At 40.9% G+C, this 20,418-nt stretch carries 21 protein-coding genes; 11 read left to right on the top strand and 10 right to left on the bottom strand.

Annotated elements, in window-relative coordinates; all coding sequences use genetic code 11:
* The first annotated feature begins 119 nt into the window (after positions 1–119).
* The gene (locus tag BWD47_RS15735) at positions 120–1,154 is read left to right on the top strand and encodes a LacI family DNA-binding transcriptional regulator (RefSeq protein WP_074988595.1); all 1,035 of its coding nucleotides are present in this window, start codon (positions 120–122) and stop codon (positions 1,152–1,154) included.
* 262 nt (positions 1,155–1,416) lie between these two features.
* Here BWD47_RS15735 and BWD47_RS15730 read toward each other — a convergent pair whose 3' ends face one another.
* Positions 1,417–3,687: an aminotransferase class V-fold PLP-dependent enzyme gene (locus tag BWD47_RS15730; protein WP_075594285.1), complete on the bottom strand. Its 2,271-nt coding sequence runs from the start codon at positions 3,685–3,687 to the stop codon at positions 1,417–1,419.
* Positions 3,688–3,805: 118 nt separating this feature from the next.
* A complete protein-coding gene (locus BWD47_RS15725; RefSeq protein ID WP_036969615.1) occupies positions 3,806–4,873 on the bottom strand; it encodes an AI-2E family transporter in 1,068 nt (355 codons plus the stop codon).
* A 368-nt stretch (positions 4,874–5,241) separates the two neighbouring features.
* Here BWD47_RS15725 and BWD47_RS15715 point away from each other — a divergent pair, with 368 nt between their 5' ends.
* Genes BWD47_RS15715 through BWD47_RS15695 form a run of 5 tightly spaced genes read left to right on the top strand, consistent with a single transcriptional unit; the run spans position 5,242 to position 8,781 of the window.
* Positions 5,242–5,907, top strand: coding sequence for a hypothetical protein (locus tag BWD47_RS15715; protein ID WP_036969618.1), 666 nt, complete (start codon positions 5,242–5,244; stop codon positions 5,905–5,907).
* Between the two features lies 1 nt (position 5,908).
* On the top strand, positions 5,909–7,366 hold the full coding sequence (locus BWD47_RS15710; RefSeq protein ID WP_075594284.1) for a M48 family metalloprotease: 1,458 nt from the start codon (positions 5,909–5,911) through the stop codon (positions 7,364–7,366).
* 55 nt (positions 7,367–7,421) lie between these two features.
* Positions 7,422–7,769, top strand: coding sequence for an arsenate reductase (glutaredoxin) (gene arsC / locus BWD47_RS15705; protein WP_065979780.1), 348 nt, complete (start codon positions 7,422–7,424; stop codon positions 7,767–7,769).
* Positions 7,769–8,323 (top strand): NAD(P)H:quinone oxidoreductase, encoded by a 555-nt coding sequence (gene wrbA, locus BWD47_RS15700; RefSeq protein ID WP_065979779.1) that lies wholly within the window; start codon positions 7,769–7,771, stop codon positions 8,321–8,323. Before arsC ends, wrbA begins: the two co-directional genes overlap by 1 nt.
* Positions 8,320–8,781, top strand: a complete 462-nt coding sequence (locus BWD47_RS15695) for a DUF2069 domain-containing protein (RefSeq protein WP_036969630.1) — start codon at positions 8,320–8,322, stop codon at positions 8,779–8,781. The genes wrbA and BWD47_RS15695 overlap by 4 nt, the downstream gene beginning before the upstream one ends.
* Positions 8,782–9,062: 281 nt before the next feature.
* Here BWD47_RS15695 and BWD47_RS15690 read toward each other — a convergent pair whose 3' ends face one another.
* Both BWD47_RS15690 and BWD47_RS15685 read right to left on the bottom strand, forming a co-directional pair.
* A complete protein-coding gene (locus BWD47_RS15690) occupies positions 9,063–10,400 on the bottom strand; it encodes an ankyrin repeat domain-containing protein (RefSeq protein WP_036969633.1) in 1,338 nt (445 codons plus the stop codon).
* A gap of 256 nt (positions 10,401–10,656) precedes the next feature.
* Positions 10,657–11,250 carry a phospholipid-binding protein MlaC gene (locus BWD47_RS15685; RefSeq protein ID WP_036969635.1) on the bottom strand — a complete coding sequence of 198 codons (594 nt, stop codon included), beginning with the start codon at positions 11,248–11,250 and terminating at the stop codon, positions 10,657–10,659.
* A 237-nt stretch (positions 11,251–11,487) separates the two neighbouring features.
* Here BWD47_RS15685 and BWD47_RS15680 point away from each other — a divergent pair, with 237 nt between their 5' ends.
* Both BWD47_RS15680 and BWD47_RS15675 read left to right on the top strand, forming a co-directional pair.
* On the top strand, positions 11,488–12,024 hold the full coding sequence (locus BWD47_RS15680) for an acyloxyacyl hydrolase (protein ID WP_036969637.1): 537 nt from the start codon (positions 11,488–11,490) through the stop codon (positions 12,022–12,024).
* Between the two features lie 249 nt (positions 12,025–12,273).
* A complete protein-coding gene (locus BWD47_RS15675; protein ID WP_074988602.1) occupies positions 12,274–12,417 on the top strand; it encodes a DUF2897 family protein in 144 nt (47 codons plus the stop codon).
* Between the two features lie 30 nt (positions 12,418–12,447).
* Here the strand turns inward: BWD47_RS15675 and BWD47_RS15670 are convergent, their stop codons facing one another.
* Together BWD47_RS15670 and bamC are read right to left on the bottom strand one after the other, a co-directional pair.
* On the bottom strand, positions 12,448–13,815 hold the full coding sequence (locus tag BWD47_RS15670; protein ID WP_036969639.1) for a YjiH family protein: 1,368 nt from the start codon (positions 13,813–13,815) through the stop codon (positions 12,448–12,450).
* A 71-nt stretch (positions 13,816–13,886) separates the two neighbouring features.
* Positions 13,887–14,948 (bottom strand): outer membrane protein assembly factor BamC, encoded by a 1,062-nt coding sequence (gene bamC, locus BWD47_RS15665; RefSeq protein WP_036969641.1) that lies wholly within the window; start codon positions 14,946–14,948, stop codon positions 13,887–13,889.
* Positions 14,949–15,315: 367 nt separating this feature from the next.
* Between bamC and BWD47_RS15660 the strand changes: the two genes are divergently transcribed.
* Both BWD47_RS15660 and bcp read left to right on the top strand, forming a co-directional pair.
* Positions 15,316–15,849, top strand: coding sequence for a glycine cleavage system protein R (locus BWD47_RS15660; RefSeq protein ID WP_036969643.1), 534 nt, complete (start codon positions 15,316–15,318; stop codon positions 15,847–15,849).
* Positions 15,850–15,859: 10 nt separating this feature from the next.
* Positions 15,860–16,342, top strand: a complete 483-nt coding sequence (bcp, locus tag BWD47_RS15655; RefSeq protein ID WP_036969646.1) for a thioredoxin-dependent thiol peroxidase — start codon at positions 15,860–15,862, stop codon at positions 16,340–16,342.
* A 90-nt stretch (positions 16,343–16,432) separates the two neighbouring features.
* Here the strand turns inward: bcp and queE are convergent, their stop codons facing one another.
* Positions 16,433–17,098 carry a 7-carboxy-7-deazaguanine synthase QueE gene (gene queE, locus BWD47_RS15650; RefSeq protein WP_036969649.1) on the bottom strand — a complete coding sequence of 222 codons (666 nt, stop codon included), beginning with the start codon at positions 17,096–17,098 and terminating at the stop codon, positions 16,433–16,435.
* Between the two features lie 131 nt (positions 17,099–17,229).
* Here queE and queC point away from each other — a divergent pair, with 131 nt between their 5' ends.
* Complete coding sequence (gene queC, locus BWD47_RS15645; RefSeq protein ID WP_141687275.1) at positions 17,230–17,901, top strand: 7-cyano-7-deazaguanine synthase QueC; 672 nt, start codon at positions 17,230–17,232, stop codon at positions 17,899–17,901.
* 29 nt (positions 17,902–17,930) lie between these two features.
* Here the strand turns inward: queC and BWD47_RS20280 are convergent, their stop codons facing one another.
* From BWD47_RS20280 to BWD47_RS15635, 3 genes are all read right to left on the bottom strand, one after another.
* Complete coding sequence (locus BWD47_RS20280) at positions 17,931–19,076, bottom strand: exonuclease domain-containing protein (RefSeq protein ID WP_256719389.1); 1,146 nt, start codon at positions 19,074–19,076, stop codon at positions 17,931–17,933.
* Between the two features lie 39 nt (positions 19,077–19,115).
* Positions 19,116–20,105: a hypothetical protein gene (locus BWD47_RS20275; protein ID WP_256719388.1), complete on the bottom strand. Its 990-nt coding sequence runs from the start codon at positions 20,103–20,105 to the stop codon at positions 19,116–19,118.
* A gap of 68 nt (positions 20,106–20,173) precedes the next feature.
* On the bottom strand, positions 20,174–20,362 hold the full coding sequence (locus BWD47_RS15635) for a DUF3185 family protein (protein WP_065979772.1): 189 nt from the start codon (positions 20,360–20,362) through the stop codon (positions 20,174–20,176).
* Positions 20,363–20,418: the final 56 nt, after the last annotated feature.

Here is a 20,418-nt window from a genome sequence, read left to right as displayed (position 1 = left end):
CATTAGATACACTAAACAACTTATATTAAATATTAATGTACTTAAGTAAGAAAAGCGTGCAGGAGCACATCTTTCGAGTAATATTATAATACAATTATAACGAACTATAAAGTAACCGTATGAAAGTAACCATAAATGATGTAGCTAAACTTGCGGGTGTTTCTATGAAAACCGTTTCGCGAGTGATCAATAAAGAGCCATCGGTCAGAAAAAAAACGTATGACATCGTGATGGACGCTGTTAATACGCTTAACTACCAACCTAATCTTGCAGCTCGAAATCTTGCGGGTACATCTTCTTTCACTGTCGGCTTAGTGTATGACAACCCGAATGCCTATTACGTTATCGATATGCAAAATGGGGTTTTATCTCGTTGTAAAGAAGAGGGCTATGAACTTGTAATCCACCCATGTAGCTACACAGACAGCAATATGGAAGCAGATTTTAAGACCATGATAAAACGCTCTCGCTTAGCTGGTTTAGTCCTCACTCCCCCACTATCCGAGCAAAATAGTATTATTGATATGCTCGATGAAATGGGTATCCATTATGTGCGTGTATTATCTGGCCGCCCTTCAGACGAAGACCAAGATACGTGTATTTATGTGAACGATTATGCAGCTGCGTATGAAATTACTGCTCATTTATTATCGCTTGGTCATAAAAACATTGGCTTTTTATGCGGCGACAAAGAGCATAAGTCAACCACTGAGCGCTTAGAAGGCTATCAAGCTGCGCTAAAAGATCACAACATCGCGATCAACAATGCACTGGTTTATGAAGGCCAATATTCATTTGAATCAGGCGTTGAAGGAGCCAAAGCGTTACTTGGTGAGAACAACCCACTGAAAATTACTGCGCTTTTAGGCGGAAACGATGAAATGGCAGCCGGTGCGTTGTTCGCGTCTCGACTAATGGGAATTGAAATTCCAGAGCAATTATCAATCACCGGGTTCGAGGATTCACCATTCTCGCGCCAAACATGGCCTAAACTAACAACCGCGCATCAGGCTAATGATGTGATTTCACAACATGCAGCGCGCCTGTTATTCAGAAAAACACGTGGTGCGCGCAATCAAGATAAAGACATTATTACCACATTCACCCCTTCGTTGGTGATACGTGAAAGCTCAGGGCCTAACAGCGCCTCCTGATAAAACACATCAACTATACAAAAGCCGCTATAAATAGCGGCTTTGTTTTTTTATAACTCAATAGTGCTGTGTCGCGCTAATACCTATTCGCTTAATTCAGTGGCCTATTTTGAGGCAATAAAACCGCGTTGATAACAAGGCAAAAATGTTGTTATTTAGATGTTCTCGGCAATTGCTTCTGCATTGCTCTGCATACATGCAGTCGTAAATCAGGCATTTTTAACGCAGGTCGCGACAGGTTTAATTCCTCAAAAATTAAGTATTATTGCTGATTGGAATTGATCAGTGCGAGTCCGCCATTTAAGTTATAAACATGTTCAAACCCTAATTGCGATAAATTATTTGCAGCCTGCTTTGAGCGATTACCGCTGCGGCACACTAAAATATAATTTTTCGCTTTATCGAGTTGTCCTTGCACTATCGCATTTGCCATACGGCTCAATGGAATATTGATAACTTTCGCGTTCTCAACATTAAATACCTCAGCAAGATTAGCCACACCATGTTCGTAAGGTTCACGGGTATCAATCAAATAGGTTGCTTGATCGCCTAACATAGCTTTGGCATCCGTTGATGTAAGCTGTTTCATTGGCGTGCTTTCAAGCACATCAACGTAACCACACAATGGGTGACTTGGGTGCTGCTTTTGTTGATCGGCTTGCTGCTTTAATTCAATAAATTCAGCCTCACTTAACTGCCCATTAAGCAACGTCGCTAATAAAGGAGTCGTCGCTTTTTGTGCATGCCAATCCATCGCAAAGCATTGCTGGTAATCATGTCCCGAGCAAATTAGCGTAGTATCATCAATCAGCGTAGCGAGAGATCTTAATGATTGCGCCATTTGTGCCGTATCACTGCCACTAATTACTGTGTTACCTAACCCACCAGGAAGAATTAAATCACCGCAGAAACAATAGCTAACATCATTTGTTAGGCCATTTTCGAGTAAATAGCTCACACTGTCTTGGCTGTGACCCGGTGTCGCGACTTTACGTAAACGCGCGGTATTAAGTGGTATTGTTTCATCATTAACAGGCCAGCCTAATTCGTCTGTTTCATTGCCTACGTACTGCTCTGCTAATTCTTTAGCAAGTAAACAGCGAGCAGATAAGCGTTCTTGATGTTTGTGTGTATCTAAAATAGCTTTAACTAACAAACCTTGTGTTGCGACAATTTTAGCCATTCGCGGTATCAGCTCAATAATTGGATCAATCACAACTGCGTGCTTATTGCTATCAACGTATAACCAACAACACGCCGCTTGATGACGTAATTGAGTCAAACCAATTGCACAGACCTCTTGTTGAGGTGAAGTGCTGTCCGAAACCACCAAGCAATTTGCTTCAAGAATAGGTTTAAGCGAGCGGATCTTATCGCAGGCATAATTAATTTCTTGCTCGGTTACCGCTGGACCAAATGACATCCGAATTGCATTTTCACTCTGCCAATCAGATGCGCCCATTGCATCAAGTACAAAGCTGCGATTCGCACCAGAGCTACACGCAGAACCGCCACTAACACGAATACCCGCAGCATCAAATAAGTCCATCACCTCTTTGCTGGTTAATTCGTTCACAGCAAAATTTAATGTCGTTGGCACTGAATACTCAAATTCATGATTAAACGTAATACTGCCAAACGTATCAATCAGTGCTTCATGCAGCTGCTTGCGAAAAGCATGTAACTGCTCTAGTGGTTTAAAGGTGTGATTATCTTTATCAAGCAATAACGAAAACAACTCGTTCAGGCCAGCAATACCCGGTAAGTTTTCTGTGCCAGACCGCATGCCGCTTTCTTGACCACCACCGGCAATAAACGGAGTGTATGCACTGCCTTTACGAATATATAGCACCCCAATGCCTTTGGGTGCATACAGTTTATGGCCAGAAAAAGGCGCATAGTCTATTGTGGTTTGGCTCAAAGCCAAACGGGTTTTACCTAAAGCTTGAACACAATCGACCATCCAAGCGACGCGCGTGTTTTCACTGCGGATCACTTGCTCGATAGCCGCTAAGTCTTGAAACACACCCGTTTCATTATTGACTGCCATAGTGCAGATCATCAGAGCATTTGCAGCATGCTTGCGGATGAACTCATGATCTAAAATGCCGTATTTATCAACCGGAATAGCCAACACTTGCGCATTAATATCCAGCACATTGTTCCAGTGCTTTAGTGTATTTGGAACCGCTTTGTGCTCTGTGGCGCCATAAAGCAACACTGGATTTTCAATTTGATGATTTTTTGCCGCTATTAATGTCGATACAACAGCAGTCTGAATACCTTCGGTTGCTCCCGAGGTAAACAATATGTCGCCATCAGACGCCCCAATCACATCACGTGCTTTACTTCGTGTTTGTTCTAATAGATATTTTGCTTGAATACCTGTGATGTGTGAACTCGATGGGTTACCAAAACAGACTTGCATTGTATGAGACACTACATCTGCAATTTGTGGAAGTACCGGTGTCGTTGCGTTTGCATCTAAATAAATCTGCTGATTAGCATCGTCTGGAAGAAAAAAATTTGCCATGAAAAACGCACCATATTACTAAAAGATATATCTTATAACCTATTTTACATTTTTCACGTGTAAATTATAATAATCAATTAGTCAGTAAAGTGCGTTTTATATAGCTTTTAATACTAAGCTAGCTAGGAGTAAGGTCGACCTGCTTCGATGACCAGGCATTAATTAGTGCTTTAACAAGCGATGCCAGCGGTATCGCAAAAAACACGCCCCAGAATCCCCATAAGCCACCAAAAAATAAAACCGCAACGATTATAAATACAGGATTCAAATCAACAGCTTCCGAAAATAACAGCGGAACTAACACATTGCCATCGAGCGCCTGAATAACCCCATAAATAATAAGGATTGTCCAAAACTGGGTCTCTAAACCAAATTGGAATAGCGCAACAGCCGCAACCGGAATCGTTACCAAAGCAGCGCCAACAAATGGAATAAGCACCGATAAGCCCACTAAAACGCCAAGTAATGCTGCATAACGTAAATCAAGCACCGCAAATGCAATAAATGAAGCAGTACCGACAATTAAAATTTCAAACACCTTGCCACGAATGTAATTCATGATTTGCTGATTCATCTCTTGCCATACTTGGATGATAAGGCGGCGTTGTTTTGGAATTAATCGTTCAGCACTTTGTGTTAATTCTTGCTTGTCTTTAAGCATAAAGAAAACTAACAGTGGCACCAAAATCAGATAAATAAGCCAAGCAGCCACATCTTTTAACGACGTTAACGAAACCGACAGCGCAAGTTGACCAAATTCAATCACTTTTGCTTCAACGCTACTGACTATCGACTTAACTTGTTCAGAGGTAATTAAACTGGGGTAATCTTCAGGTAAATGTAGTAGCAGTGCTTTCCCTTTTTCTATCATGTAGGGGGTTTCTTGCACTAAATTACTGGTTTGCTGCCAAAGTACAGGCCCCATTCCAATTAAAATCATGATCATCAAACCGCTAAATAACAGCATCACTAAAATAGAGGCCGTAAAGCGCTTCATACCTAACTTTTCTAAATGAACAACAGGCCAATCAAGTAAATATGCAATGACCAGCGCAACCAGCACCGGCACAATAAGAGAGCCAAAAAAGTAAAACAGCGCCACCGTTGCAATTAGCAGCAACAATAAGGTGACCGAATGGGGGTCGGAAAATTTATTTTCGTACCAAGCTTTTACATATTCAAACACGAATTGGCTCCACAATGAGTACACCTAATTTTAGGTCAATTTTAAAATGGTAATGATGTTTTTCTAAAAATCGCTGCATATCCTCACTCGACTCAGCAGCATTAAATGTAAAAGTAACTGATTGATTGGCAGATACTGCCTTATTTAACCCTAATTTAAACTGAATAAACTGTTGCGGGCATTTAAATGGCCGCAAATCACACATCAACATAACGAATCAACTACGTAATTTATATGAATAATAAGTATTAGATCACAGCACTCATTAAAAAATAAGTCTTTATAATGAGTAATAAATCATTTTTTTTCTTAAAACACGCAAAGCAATAGTTTATCCTTATCGGATACCGGATAGTAAAGGAAACACGATGCCTGGCTCGCATAATAAAGCGCAATTACCAGCGAATCCAACTCTTAAAGAGATTAATTGGTTTAAAAAACAAATAAACTGGGGGGAATTGCCTCCATTTTATCACATGGTGGCATCTTCGGTCAGCGAATCGGAAGGTATTTTAGATCATGGTTTTGACAATGCAGTAAAGCGGCTTATCGACCCGCGAAATTGGAATCTTGATATACTTGATGGACACGAAACAGAATTAGGCGAAATAGTGTGTAATAATAAGCCGCGCCTTGCTTTGCACCAAAGCTTCACGGACCGAGGGTTCGAGCTGTGGGCTTATCCTTATGCAAAAGATGTCACGGTCGATCAGTATATTAAAGATAATCGCTTTATGGAGTTTCGTGTGTGGGATCCACATACTATGAAAAATCTGATTCGTATCAATCAGCTACATAAATTTATTGCATTTTACTTTGAACGAGGCGATAAAGCAGATAAAGCACTGATCCTTCATGCTCATAAAGTTGTGCATAAAATCATAACTTTTTTACAACGGGAGTTGAACGTTGTTAAGCTAGATGGAGTCACAATAAAAGATTTCTATCAATTGTGCGAAAAAGATAGCCGTGCATGCAGCGACGAAATTGATATAGCCAAAGTCATGCTAGGTGAACAAATCAACAAGGAATAAAATGCGAATAAAATCAGCCTTTATTACACTATGCAGTGCATTATTAACGTTTTCGATACTGCATAGTGAGCCGTTGAAGGCACAAACAAATTTTAAGCTTCCAGATTTAGGTACCTCAGCACTGCAAGCATTGCCGATTGAAAAAGAGCAAGCAATCGGCGAAGTTATGATGATGCAAATTCGCGGCTCATCCCCTGTCGTATCTGATCCGGTACTTGATGAATACCTCACCACTTTAGGCCGTCGATTGGTGGCCAATGCCAATGATGTGCGTTTCCCCTTTTCATTTTTTTGGATCGACAACCCCGAAATAAATGCGTTTGCTTTTTACGGTGGTCATGTTGGTGTACACACGGGTCTCATTGCACAAGCCGATAATGAAAGTCAATTTGCCTCAGTACTAGGTCACGAGATTGCACACGTAACACAACGCCACTTAGCGCGTCGTATTCAACAACAACAAGACAATAATGCTTTAACCATTGCCGGTATGATTGCTGGTATTTTAGCAACCGTCGTTGCTCCCGATGCCGGTATTGCTATTATTTCAGCTAACCAAACACAAGCGGCATTTAGCCAACTAACACACAGCCGAGCTGCAGAACAAGAGGCTGACCGTATTGGTATGCAAACACTCAATAATGCCGGCTTCGATCCGCGCCAATCGAGTGAATTTTTAACTAAACTGGCTGCACAAATTCGTTACAAATATAAGCCACCGGCGTTTTTGTTAACTCACCCATTACCTGAAAGCAGGGTGTCTGATGTTCGCCTACGTGCCGAGCAATATCCAAAAAAACATTTCGAAGACAGCCTCGAGTTCAATTTAGCAAAAAGCCGAGTTATTGCTCGCTATTACCAGAAATCAAAAGCTGCTGAAGACTTATTTCGTAAGTTAATGCGTGAAAATACCGTACACAACACCGCACTGAAATACGGATTAGGCATTAGTTTGTTAGATCAAAAAAAGCTGGATGAAGCGGCCAGTATTCTTGAGCCTTTACTGAAGGAAGACCCTAAAAACCTATTTTATATCGACACCCACACTGATTTACTTATTGCGCAAGGCAAAGCCGCTGAGGCTGTGACGTATTTAGCAAAACTGGATGTTGATAGGCCAAACAATCAAGTAATTACCCTAAACTACGCAAATGCAGCAATTGAAGCAGAACAGTACGAACTCGCTGAGCGTATTTTAAAATCGTTTTTATTAGCAAAGCCAGAACATAACTTAGGGAAGCAATTAATTGCCTCTGTTTATAAAAAACAAGAAAATATGGCGTCATATCATGAAGCAAATGCCGATGTACTTGCCCAGTATGGAGCCTATTTAAAAGCCGCTGACGAAATTCAAAAAGCGCTTAATTTTGTTGAGCCTGAAGAGCTCGTTAAGCAACAACGCTTAAAAGCACTTCTAACACAATATCGTCAACTGCAAAAAGAACTAGCGAGACTTTAAGTCTCGCCACGCTTGCCCTAAAATAAACCAAATTCATAAATTTAGAGAACACACCATGTCTGTTACTATTTATCATAACCCACGTTGTTCAAAGTCACGTGAGACACTTGCCCTACTCGAAAGCAATAACGTACAACCTACCGTGGTTGAATACTTAAAAACGCCACTAGATGAAGCGCAAATCGCAACGCTTGTAGACCAGCTTGGTTTTTCTTCTGTGCGAGAATTAATGCGCACCAAAGAAGATATCTATAAAGAACTTGATTTAAAGAACGAGCAAGATGAAAGCAAACTGCGTGCTGCAATGGTTGCTAATCCTAAATTAATTGAGCGTCCAATTGTTGTAAATAACAACAAAGCAGCCCTAGGTCGTCCACCTGAAAACGTATTAAGCGTGCTTTAATGACAACCAATATTGTTGTTTTATACCACTCAAGCCATGGTTCTTTAGAAGCCATGGCCCATGAGATTTGCGATGCCATTGAGCAGCAAGGGGCAAACGCCTTATTGCGTACGTTTGTACAACGTCAACCGCACGACATCGTGATCAGTAAAGAGGATTTGATTAACTGTGATGGCCTTGCGTTTGGCACTCCTACACGCTTTGGTATGATGGCCTCGCAAGCAAAAAGCTTTTGGGAAACAACCAGCGATATATGGCTTAAAGGCCAGCTGATTGATAAACCTGCTTGTGTCTTCTCGTCATCAAGTAGTATGCATGGCGGAAACGAAGCCACACTGCTTAATTTATCATTACCACTATTACATCACGGTATGATGTTGCTTGGTGTTCCCTATGACGTACCTGAACTGCTTGGCACCGAAACAGGGGGTACGCCTTATGGCGCAACACATGTCGCGGGTAGTAATAACAGCAATGTTCTAAGTAAAGACGAAATAAAAATTTGTCAGAGTGTTGGAAAACGTCTGGCACTGATTGCGAGTAAATTACAATGAGCTCAGAGTCTGAGTTAAACCACCCTGTAGCCAAAAAGCCGATTACAAAGCGTTTTCAACGTTTTGCATTAATTGGTTACATTGGTTTATTAATTTTAATGCCAATTTGGTTGTTTTTAATTGCACCACGAGAAGGCCACAGCAACGCATTTATATTTGTTGTTTATATTGTCCCATTGCTATTGCCATTAAAAGGAATTATTCAAGACAAGCCCTACACCTACGCATGGGCTAACTTTATTGTCATGTTCTATTTTATTCATGGCTTTACCTTGCTTTGGGTAGCCCAAGATCAGCTTATTTGGGTGTTACTTGAGTTAACCTTTGCAAGCCTCATGTTTATTGGTTGCACTTATTATGCACGCCATAGAGGGCAAGAGTTAGGATTGAAAATTCGTAAGCTCAAAGAAGAGTTAGCAGAAGAAAAAGCCGCCCACGAAAGCGAGTCTAAAAAATAGCAAAAACGGCAACCAAGGTTGCCGTTTTTTTATTGAAATAAAAGCGGAAACTCCACACTTCTATACTTATCCCAATTCAATTCGGTTAATTAAATGAGCAGTGTTGAGGCTAAAACGTCGCTGATAACAAAGCAAAAAAATCGTTATTTAGTTGTTCTCGGCAATGGCTCCTGCATTGCTCTACCTCCTGCATCCATGCAGTCGTAAATCAGCAATTTTTAACGCAGATAGCGACAGGTTAAACCCTCAAAATGATTAAGTATTATTACGAATTAATGGTATTAAACAAGCTCTGAAAGTGTCGCTAATGCCACAATGCTTGCCAAACCAACTTGTGCGACCAAACTAAACAACGAAAACATACGCAGTAGAAAGAGTCCCCAAGGGTGGCGTAAATGTGGGTAAAGCGCGCAACGCTTTAAGCTCGTTGCAAAGAAAAAGCACATGATGGCAAGCAAGGTAAAGCTCAGCGTTAATTCACTTTTTATAGCAATGCTATCATCAAAAAAGAAGAACAACTGCACAGGGAAAAGCAAAGTGACGATGGCATGCAGCAAATGCACTTTTTTCACACGTTCGAACTGCCCTTCTGGTGAAAGTTCTTTAATCCCAAAATCGCGCTCTAGGCATTTTACCAAGTTATCTGCTTTTATACTGACGGCTAAGCGATAACAACTTAAACCTTCGTTATTACGGACACGAAAATCAAACCCCGATTTTAACAAAAACACTAACAAAGGTTCACTTTGGGCAAACACGGCATAATGTAATGCGGTATTACCTTTGTTATCTTGTCGTGTTTTATCTTGATGTTCGAGTATCGTTTCAACAACATTTACGTAGCCTTTTTCTATCGCCCACATAAACGCAGTTTTACCGTTTTCGTCAGCAAGTGTGCCTGTTGCCCCTTGCTCAATAAAGCGCTTTGCCATTGTTTGCTTTGCACTTTCATGACTTAAATGCGCTAACAGCGCTTGCTCAAGTAACGCGACAGAATCAACGTCTGGCGAGACCAACTTCAATAACGTAAAGTAGTCTTCCCCTTGCGCGACTTTATCTGCTGCAAGGCTGGTTAAATGTTCCAGGTCAGCAACCGTTTCAGGGATAAAGCCACTAAGACGATCTCTAAAATCCACTTCAGTCCACAGCTCAAGCACGTCTTGTGCAGACATTTTTGCACCTTGATTCAGCACATGCTCAATCACCGTAAAATAGCGACGATTGAATAGCTGGTGAATAAGTGTAATCGGTGTTTTAACCGCTGATTGCGCAAATGCACTGGCGTATTTTTCAAGACGCTGGCAGAGCATAAGTACAAGGCTTTCTGGGGTGTAATCGTTGTCTAGAAAATGCGTTTTCATTGCATTTATATAGTGCTGCGCAGATTCATCAAACTCAGAAATATGCTGAAAGTAGCACTCTTCAAAAGGCTCAAGCGGTGTTAACCAAGTAAGGTAATAAATAGGTGGCAGAACCGTCGTGCACACACCGTCATCTTCATTTGTTGAACGACATGCAGGCCAAGCTTCTAAAGCATCTAAAATATAAGCCCCGTTTTGCTCAGCTAATCCTTTGATCAGTAACGGGTATTCCTTCGGCCAAATCAGTACATTTTCCATTAAAAAAACACAACTCCGCTGCACATTATTCGAGGTCTTATTAAGCACTCAGTTATAACAAAATATAACTGACACTGAGCTTAATATTGCGACCAAAAAACGAGTATCTTGACAGATACTTAGGTTAATAAGAAAAGTAGCTTGATTCTACCACAGAGGGTACGAGGTGCTAGCGCAAAGTAGGTGATTTTTAAAGAAAATAGAAAAGCAGTGGCACACACACGGAGCACACTGCTTGGTTGGAGACTATATAAACTTATTTACTGGCTAATTCGTGTGTTACTTGGTCGATGCCTACTTGGCTAATGCGTTGCAATACTTCTTTTTGCTTTGCACTTAAGAGCGAAATACCTTCAGCAACGATATCGTAAACTTTCCATTGCTTGTCTTTGCCTTGACGCAACTTAAAGTGTAAATCAATGGCTGGGGCATTATCGTCAACAATTTGCGTTTTCACTGTTGCATAATCACCATCGACTAACTGAGATTGATCGAAAATAACTTTTTGGCCGGTGTACTTCATAAGCGCACCCGCATAAGTCACCGTTAAATAATGCTCAACAGCAGCAATAAACTCAACAGCCTGTTCGCGGCGTAAACCTTTAATATGCTTACCTAGCAGTTTGTAAGATACAAATTTAATATCCATGTGTGGCAGTAAACGTTGCTCTACAATACTGCTCATTGCTTCAGGGCTTGCATCACCTTTGGCATTCACATTGGCGATATCAACAAATAAATCGGCTGTTACTGATTCTAATAACTGCTTTGGCGAACTCACATTACTGGCGCTTACACTGGCCGTAAAGAGTGTTGCAATTAGCAAGAATGAATTAACTAATCTGGTCATTGTGTGTGCTTCTGGATCAAAAAATTTTCGCTAATATACCGATTACTACCCCAAAGAAAAAGAACCAATACGACACCTTTTTAATGCCAAAATGACACCAATCAGTTTTTATTAGCATTTTCATATAATTACTTCTAAAACCACGAGCCTGCACAGCGTCTGTGTATTTTCGCACATTGAAAACGGCTCCCCCCTGCCCTTATCTACATTCTCACAGTCACAAAGAGAAGTACCGATATGAAAAAAATGCATCAATTAAAAACCCTCATACTTTGCGCAACGGCTTTGTTCGCAGGCCCGCTTTATGCAGCTTCAAATCATGGTTATGCAATTGATTATATTCAAGGTGAAGGCGACGTGAAAGGCATTAAATTAGCCTACCAATATCATATCCCGAGCGAGAAATTACCACTCAAGTACGGCCGTTTATACTTCGAATCGAGTTTTAACATTTGGCAATACGGTAAAGAAAACAATCATCAAACTAACGTAGTGTTAGCAATGTCACCCGTGATTCAATACCCCGTGTTCAATGTTAAAGGTATACCGGTGTCAGTTGAGTTTGGTATAGGCGTCTCAATTTTAGATGACACCCACTTTGCAGGAAAAAATGTTAGCACTCACTACCAGTTTGAAGATAGGTTAGGCTTGGTTGCTGATTTAGGTGACAACCGTTCGTTAGCACTACGCTATTTACACTACTCTAACGCAGGATTCAAAAGCCCAAACCCTGGACTTGATTTTATTTCTCTTTCTTATGCAAAACGCTTTTAATACCATTGTGCTTAATTAAGAGGCCTATTTTGAGGTAATAAAACCGCGTTGATAACAAGGCAAAAATTTAGTTATTTAGTTGTTCTCGGCAATTGCTCCTGCATTGTTCTACCTCCTGCATCCATGCAGTCGTAAATCAGACATTTTTAACGCAGGTAGCGACTGGTTTGAACACTCAAAATGATTAAGTATTTTTGCGGATTGATATAAGTGCTACTATCTAGATTGGTGAATTAGCTGAGTGTACCTATGGAAACCTGGCAAAAAATTGCAATCGTCGTGGCCGTGTTTGGGGTTGTCATTGGCAACCTTGCTTTATTAAAACATGCAGCAAAAATGGACTTTAAAAAGCCCGAAAAAAAAGACGAAAATGATCAAAAAAGCCCTGATTAATCAGGGCTTTTTGATTATGCGCTAACGAGTTTACACTAACCAATGCGCCATCAATACAATGACCGGCAGCGTCACCAATGTTCTTAAAATAAAAATTAAAAACAATTCAACGATATTCACCGGGATTTTGCTGCCTAATAACAATGCCCCTACTTCTGACATGTAAATTAACTGCGTGACACTCATAGCAGCAATAATGAAACGGGTGACATCGCTCTCAATGTTTCCCGCCGCTAATATTGACGGTATAAACATATCGGCAAAACCCACCATAATAGTTTGCGCCGCTGCTTCTGCTTCAGGGACCTGCAGTAATTCTAAAAATGGCACAAATGGTTTGCCCATGTATTCAAAAATGGCAGTGTATTCAGCGATAATCAGGGCAAATGTACCCACAGCCATCACCACGGGTAATACAGCAAAAACCATGTCAAATGCGTTGTGTAAGCCTTCTTTAAGCGTACCTACAACGCCTGGAGCTGTGCGTGCTTTAGCTAAAGCAACATCGAGAGAATGCGTAATAAGAGTTTTCCCTTCTGGCACTGACTCTGCGTGCTTGTCGGGTTCTGTGCCGTCAACATACAAATCTTTCTTAAAACGTAAAGGCGGTAAACGCGGAACAATTAAAGCGGCAACAAAACCCGCTAAACACACGGTCAAATAGAATGGAGCAAACAAGTGTTCTAATTTTACTTGGCCAATAACAACCAAACAAAAAGTAATTGATACAGCAGAAAATGTGGTACCAATAATCGCAGCTTCACGTTGTGTATAATGCTTGTCTTCATATTGGCGTGCGGTCATTAAAATACCGACACTACCATCACCAAGCCACGACGCTACGCAGTTAACTGCGCTTCGTCCTGGTACACCAAATAAAGGGCGCATCACCTTTGTCAGTAACGTACCAACAAGCTCCAACAAACCAAAGTTGAGTAATAATGGCAGCAGTAAACCCGCTAAAATAAACACCGAAAAAAGTACCGGCAGGAGGTCGTTTAAAACTAATGCCCCTGTATCACCCGAAATAATCATTTCGGGACCTTGCTTCGTGTACGTTAATATAATAAATATCATACCGAGCAAACGCACAGTCAACCACAGCCAACTTACATCAAACAAATGTTTAATAATAAATATTTTTAACAGCGCTCTTGGCTTAAAAAACTTTATTATTAACGACATAACACCTGTGATACACACAATTGTGGTAATTAACCCCAATGCAAATGGCGCAATCCACTCCTGCACAGCTTTTGCCATAACAGCAATTGGAATTGTCATTGCTTCACCTATGGGTACCGGCGTCATAAACAAGAAGACACCTATAAGTGAAGGAACGAAAAAGGTAAACAAAGTTCGCAAGTTACTGCGGTTTGCAGCGTTTAAGTTAGACATATTTTCAACCTGTAAAAACCACAAAAAGAGCGGCTAGGCTCTTTTTGTGGTGGTTTTAACTTTTTTAATTATTAAATATTGATGCCGCGTTGGCGCAGCGCATTTTCTAATGCTTGTTGTAGGTCATTCATTGTACCCGGCTCAAGTGTATTGCCTTCTGAGTCCATCCAAGTCAGGCTTGTGCCACCTTCATTGGTACGACTAACAAGAATTTGGTATTGGCCATCTTCAATAGGCAGTTCTGCAAGCTCTTCACCCCAAATAGAATCCCACACGCTTGACTCTGGCTTTTTGTAATCAGCCGTGATCAAACCGCGCTCTTGATCAATTTCAACAATGGTGAAAGACAAACGCTCTAAGAAACCAGAAAAGCGATCAAACACAACAAAGTAATCTTGCTCAGTAACTAATGCGGCGTTGCCTTTGTTATCAAAGCCCATTTCAAGCGAAATAATGCCTTGTTGTTTACGCATTTCAACCTCAAGTTGACGATAACGATAGTCAAACTCAGCGATTACTTGGTTTAAAGCACGCACTTCTAATTGTTGTTGTAGAAGCGGTGTTAATTCTTGTGAGTCACTTTTATAATCAACCAGTTTTGCATTTAAAGATGCAGTACGTTGATGCGATTTCTCTTCAATTGTAAAAAGAAAACGCTGCTGTGACACTTCCGTTTCGCTTTCCCAAAACCAGCTATCTTCAGGCTTGATGATTGTGTACCAATCAGTTTCTATGCTGCCTAATAACTTATCTTCTTTAACGGCACGGGTATTACTCTCATTCAGTACCGCGTGAACGGAATCCCAAATAAACTCATCTAAATCAACGATACCGTCATTTTTATCAAAATAAACACGTGCGTCTTTATCGCCTTCTTCAACCCAGCTACCTTGTGCAATGGTGATCACTTGCGCCGGTGGACGATAATTTTTCGCTTCAGGATTATTGTCGTACTGAGCCACTTCCATTTTATAAGTCGGATCTTGAGCTGGTTGCGCAAGTCCTTCAGGCGCTTTAACCGGTTCGTTAGCACGATAATTACGTTTATGGTGTGCTTCATCGGTAAATACACCGCACCCAGTTAAACTTACCAATACGCTTACAGCAAGCGCCTTTGAGATCCAATACTGCACAGATATTTCTCCTTAGCAAACCCTTAATTTTTTTAACAAATATATGAGTGGGTAATGCCGATTTGGTTCACTGTAAAATCACTTTTAACTTTACATTTTTTATTTTATGCAAAAAACCCGAATGGTTTGGGTTAGCGTAACGTATGTGTTTGCTTATCACCTTGCAAAATTTTAACTATGGTACTTTCTGATGCCCCTAAAAACAAGAAAGAGCGCACTTTATTCACGGCTTAATTAATCGTCGCTATCGTTAACTGAGTAAATTATGTTAAACTTTGCCGCCGTGCGTTATTAAACTCACGTGAAATCAAGGCTTATTCTGGCTTATATCTATTGGTATTATTAATTACTAGGTACTTAAAATTCCATGACTGTTTTTACAAATCATCAGATAGTGCTCACTGCGATTGGCGAAGATAGACCCGGTATCGTTAGCGAATTGACTCAGTTAGTGAGTGATTGCCATTGCAATATAATTGACAGTCGCATTGCTATTTTGGGCAACGAATTTACCTTTATCATGTTATTGGCTGGCGATATGTCAGCAATTAGCCGCATTGAGCATACATTGCCTACAAAAGGCATGGAGCTTGGCTTATTAACCATGATGAAACGCACAGCAAGTCATGTTGCGTGTGAATTTTGTGCTGGTTACACCCTCGAATACACAGGTATTGACACACCGGGAACACTAAGCAAAGTAACGCGCTTTTTTGCTGACAATCATATCAGTATTTGTTCTCTTAAATCAGACACCTATGAAGAGAATGACGAACTTAAAATGCGCTGCGAACTAGAGTTTAATATCCCTGTAGAAGTCGATATTGATCACTTTAAAGTGAGCTTTGAAGATCTTTCTCGTAGTTTGAACGTAGACTATATATTCAGACGCATTCGCTAAGGAGCAAAGCATGAAGAAAATTAATCCACTACAAGCTGGCGACACAGCCCCTGCTTTTAGTTTACAAAACCAAAACGACGAAACCGTTGTCTTAGCTGATCTTTTAAAAGAGCAGCAAGTACTGGTTTATTTTTACCCTAAAGCATCAACTCCTGGTTGCACAGTGCAAGCTGAAAACCTTCGTGATGAAAAAGCAGAGCTTGCTAAGTTCAATACGCACGTTGTTGGTATTAGCCCTGATCCAATCAAACGACTAAAGAATTTTGAAACAAAGAAAGAGCTTAATTTTGATCTGTTAGCCGATGAAGATCACGCCATTGCCGATGCATTCGGTATTTGGGGTTACAAAAAGTTTATGGGTAAAGAGTACGAAGGTATTCACCGCATCAGCTTTTTAGTTGGTCAAGATGGTAAAATCAAGCACGTGTTTGATAAGTTTAAAACCAAAGATCATCATCAGGTTGTGCTTGATTATTTAGCGCAAAATAAATAGTTACGAGAACATAGTAAAAAAGCGTTGCCAACTATTGGGGGTCACTTCAGTGCAACGCTTTTTTTGTTTCTGTACACAAAAATTATGTGTTTAGCTAATTCCCAAATACTTATGCACTTGCACTGATAAACGCCAGTTCTTTGCAATACAGGTCTCAATGGCCAGTTTAGTCGCTGATGTTTTTTGGCTGATGGGTTGAAGGTAAACTAAACGCGGATTCACGCCTGTTTTTAAGAACAAATCTTCAAGCTCTTCGACATGCTTTTGCATGGCCACTGGGTGTTTAATTTCATCGGCGCGTTGCATTGCACTTCGCAGTACTTTGTAACCGCCGCGCATATTAATTTTTGGTGAAACCGTTACCCACGTTTGCTCAGGGACTAAAATCTCGAATGTGCCGCTGGTTTCTATTTGCGTAGAATAACCGTTTGCATGTAATAGCTCACACACTGGGTTTAAGTCATACATGCAAGGTTCACCACCGGTTATCACCACATGCTTTGCGTTGTAACCGCGTTCTTTAAATAGCGCTAATATTTGCTCTGCAGAGGCTTCGGCCCAATGATCAGAGTCCGCTTTTTTTTCGACCGTGTCATCAAGCGACACCCTATACACATTATCAACGTCCCATGTTTGTTTTGTATCACACCAAGCACAGCCCACAGGGCAGCCTTGCAAACGTAAAAAGATTGAAGGTGTACCCGTAAAACTTGCTTCACCTTGAATTGTTTCAAACACTTCGTTAATTTTGTACAAAAGACATCTCACTTACGACGCGACGGACAGTAAAAATTGACCGCCTAAAAACCAAAATCGCGGGCAAAAATTGTTATTTAGGCCCGAGCCGTGTAGTATATCGCGCCCTGAAGTAAACCTCTATCAAAAGTATGAGCAAAACAGTTATGACGCAAAAAGTAGTTGTTATTTATTCCGGCGGTATGGACTCATTTACCGTATTAAATAAAGCCCTGCAGCAAGGCCACGAAGTGTATGCCCTGTCGTTCGACTACGGCCAGCGTCATGTCAAAGAGCTTAAAGTGGCGGCACAAGTATGTGAAAAGCTTGGTGTTCCTCATAAAATCGTTGATATTTCTGCGATTAATCAACTGATTGGCGGCTCGTCGTTAACCGACGATATAGACGTGCCAGAAGGTCATTACGAAGAAGAGAGCATGAAGAGCACGATCGTGCCAAACCGTAACATGATTTTATTATCTCTGGCTGTTGGCTACGCAGTGTCGCTAAAAGCCAGCAAAGTGTATTACGGTGCTCATTCAGGTGACCATGCAATTTACCCAGATTGTCGTCCAGAGTTCGTTAAAAAAATGGATGATGTATGCCGTATTGCAAACTACGACGCCGTTGAAATTTTCAGCCCTTATTTAAACAATACGAAAATCGATATTTTGACAGATGGTTTAAAAATGGGCCTTGATTACAGCCAAACATGGACCTGCTACAACGGCCGCGACAAAGCCTGTGGTAAATGTGGTGCATGCCAAGAGCGTTTAGAAGCCTTCGCACTTAATAACGTAACAGACCCTATTGAGTACGAATAACCGCAAACGCAAAATGATAAAAGGCGAGTTTAACTCGCCTTTTTTGATTGTGTTTGCTGAATAAGTTTTAACAACTGGGCTGTGGCGGTAGCATCAGCCAGCGCACGGTGATGATTCGTTAAATTCAGTTCAAAATGCGCAGCTAAATTACCAAGCGAGTATGAGGGAAGTTTCGGAAATGCTTTTCGCGACTCAACCACCGTACACAATTTAGGCATTTTAAAGGTCTGGGCGATTGCGGCGTATTCTTTACGAATAAAACTGTAATCAAAATTCACATTATGAGCCACAAATACCGACCCTTTTAAGAGCCCTCTGAGCGTATCGGCTATATCAGCAAAACAAGGGGCATCGCGCACCATGGCGGCATTAATGCCGGTCAACTTGGTGATAAATGGCGGTATACTTCGCTCTGGATTAATTAAACTTGCCCACTGCTTAATCACTTCGCCGGCTTGTAGCTGCACCACGGCAATTTCGGTTATTTTATTATTACCTTGCACTCCACCCGTGGTTTCAATGTCAACCACACTGTATATACGGTTAGGATCATTAAACCAATTTACCGCAACAATATTCACGGTAAAGCCATGCTGTTTTAATATATCAATACTCACCAGCTGATTGCGTCTGAGTTTATCACCAGGCGCTTTCACTTCTTCAAAGCACAAGCCAGTGTCTTTCAGTACCATTAAGTCTGGGTAGCCATCTTTGAGTTGTTTAAAAGTTTTTGTCATTTGCAATAAATGCGCTTTTAAACTCTCAAGTTCACTGTGCTGAATAAGCACTTTTAAAGGCTCAAGAATATCACTGTGCCATTGAAACAACCCCGTTGGCGTATCGTAAAACTGCGCTGCACTTTTGCAAACCTGCTTATAAATACAATCATTATGGGTGAACGTTGCCAGTTTTTGCTCAATATCTGCCTGCTGCGAAGCGTAAAAACAATCGGCTAATAAAACATGCGGGTAAATATCAAATTCATTGCACGGTGGGTACGGTGTATCCACAAACAGTTCTTGCCAAAACGTCAGCGCGAATAAACTCAACCACAGATTATTTTCAGTAAAAAATACCGTATATCCCTGCTGTTGATAATACTCACAGACTCCTTGCTCAACATCGCCACGATAAATATCGTCAATCTCTAACTGACACTCAGTATCACTGAGCATTTGCGTTAACCGAGAGCGCTGCTGCTTATTGTATTTTCGTTATAAGAAATCTTCAGCAAAATACAAAATGCCGTCGTCGATGGGGTCGTTAATAATTGCTTCTAACGTTTGCTGTACCCATTCAGTATCACCTTGTTTATAACGTACACGAATAGCCAGCTCTTGTGCCTCACTGCTACCAGTGCAATTATCTAAAAGTGTGCATGCATAAGCCAAATCGGCCTCTTTAAATTGCTTAAATAAGCGAATAAGCAGTTTATTTTTAATACTGTGCGCTAAATCGTCAGTACAGTTTATCTGTAACAGTTCATTGGCTAAATGACGATATTGTTCAGGCATCTCGCATGCCTTAAACTGCATGCGGCATTGATTTAATTGGTAATGAGTCTGTGCTTCTTCAAGAGTATTAAAACGTGACCGCGTTTCACCAACATCATTACGCACCTTCGCTATCCCTAAATCACGCATAACAAAGCGGTTTTGATGGTTTATATCACCTGCACTTAAGCGACCGCTGTATAAAAATTCAAAGTACTCGTAATATTCTGCTCGGCTATTAACAACAAACTCTCCACATAACTGCTCAAGCGCATTCGCCTCTCGGTCAATATGTTGTTTACACAGTGCCAGTAAAACCCCTTTACTGGCCGACTTTTTAAACGTAACAGGGGTTTTAAAAAGTGCGTCATCGGCAAGCAATGCAACAAGCTCAGGTTTCGTTAAATGAGCAAGTACCAAATCAAGATCATCAACCGTAGGGTGAGCCACCAGCGCAAACTGCTTAAGTTTAAAAATAGCGCCGTGTAGGTTTGGGATTTCTTCGTAATTAAGCGATGAAAGCGCGACGAGTCTTGGTTTTCGCGAATAGATACGTAACAAAGTACACAAGCTTTGTTCGTCGAGCTGGGTTAACTTAACGATAAATTGCTGTTGTTCAGGAGTTAGCAACGTTTTGCATTGCGCCTGAATAAACTCAGCTAATTCAAAAAAGTGATTTAAATAATATTTTAGCGGTAATTGTTTTTGCATAGCTAACACCACAACTGTATATAAATACAGTATCAGGTATTAGCTTGCTTATTTCAACATGTGGTTGCTTATTTTACTTTATAAATTCCCACAATGGCGCAGATTGCCCCACCCACCATACCAAGCCATGCTTCGATTGGTGTGTCGCCACTAAACGTACGACTTACTTGAGCACTGGCCGAGTCATAAACGTTATAACCCCATACAGCAAGTGCAACACCAATCACGATAAGTGCGATACCAATAATTTTACCCATAGTTATTATTCCTTATTGTTGTTCACTTTCAGTGTTGCACATAAATACACACGCTG

It is taken from the genome of Pseudoalteromonas sp. PAB 2.2 (assembly GCF_001938575.1).
In the GTDB taxonomy this organism is placed as follows: domain Bacteria; phylum Pseudomonadota; class Gammaproteobacteria; order Enterobacterales; family Alteromonadaceae; genus Pseudoalteromonas; species Pseudoalteromonas lipolytica.
Note: the sequence above shows the minus strand (reverse complement) of the source record. Positions and strands in the feature narration are given on the sequence as shown.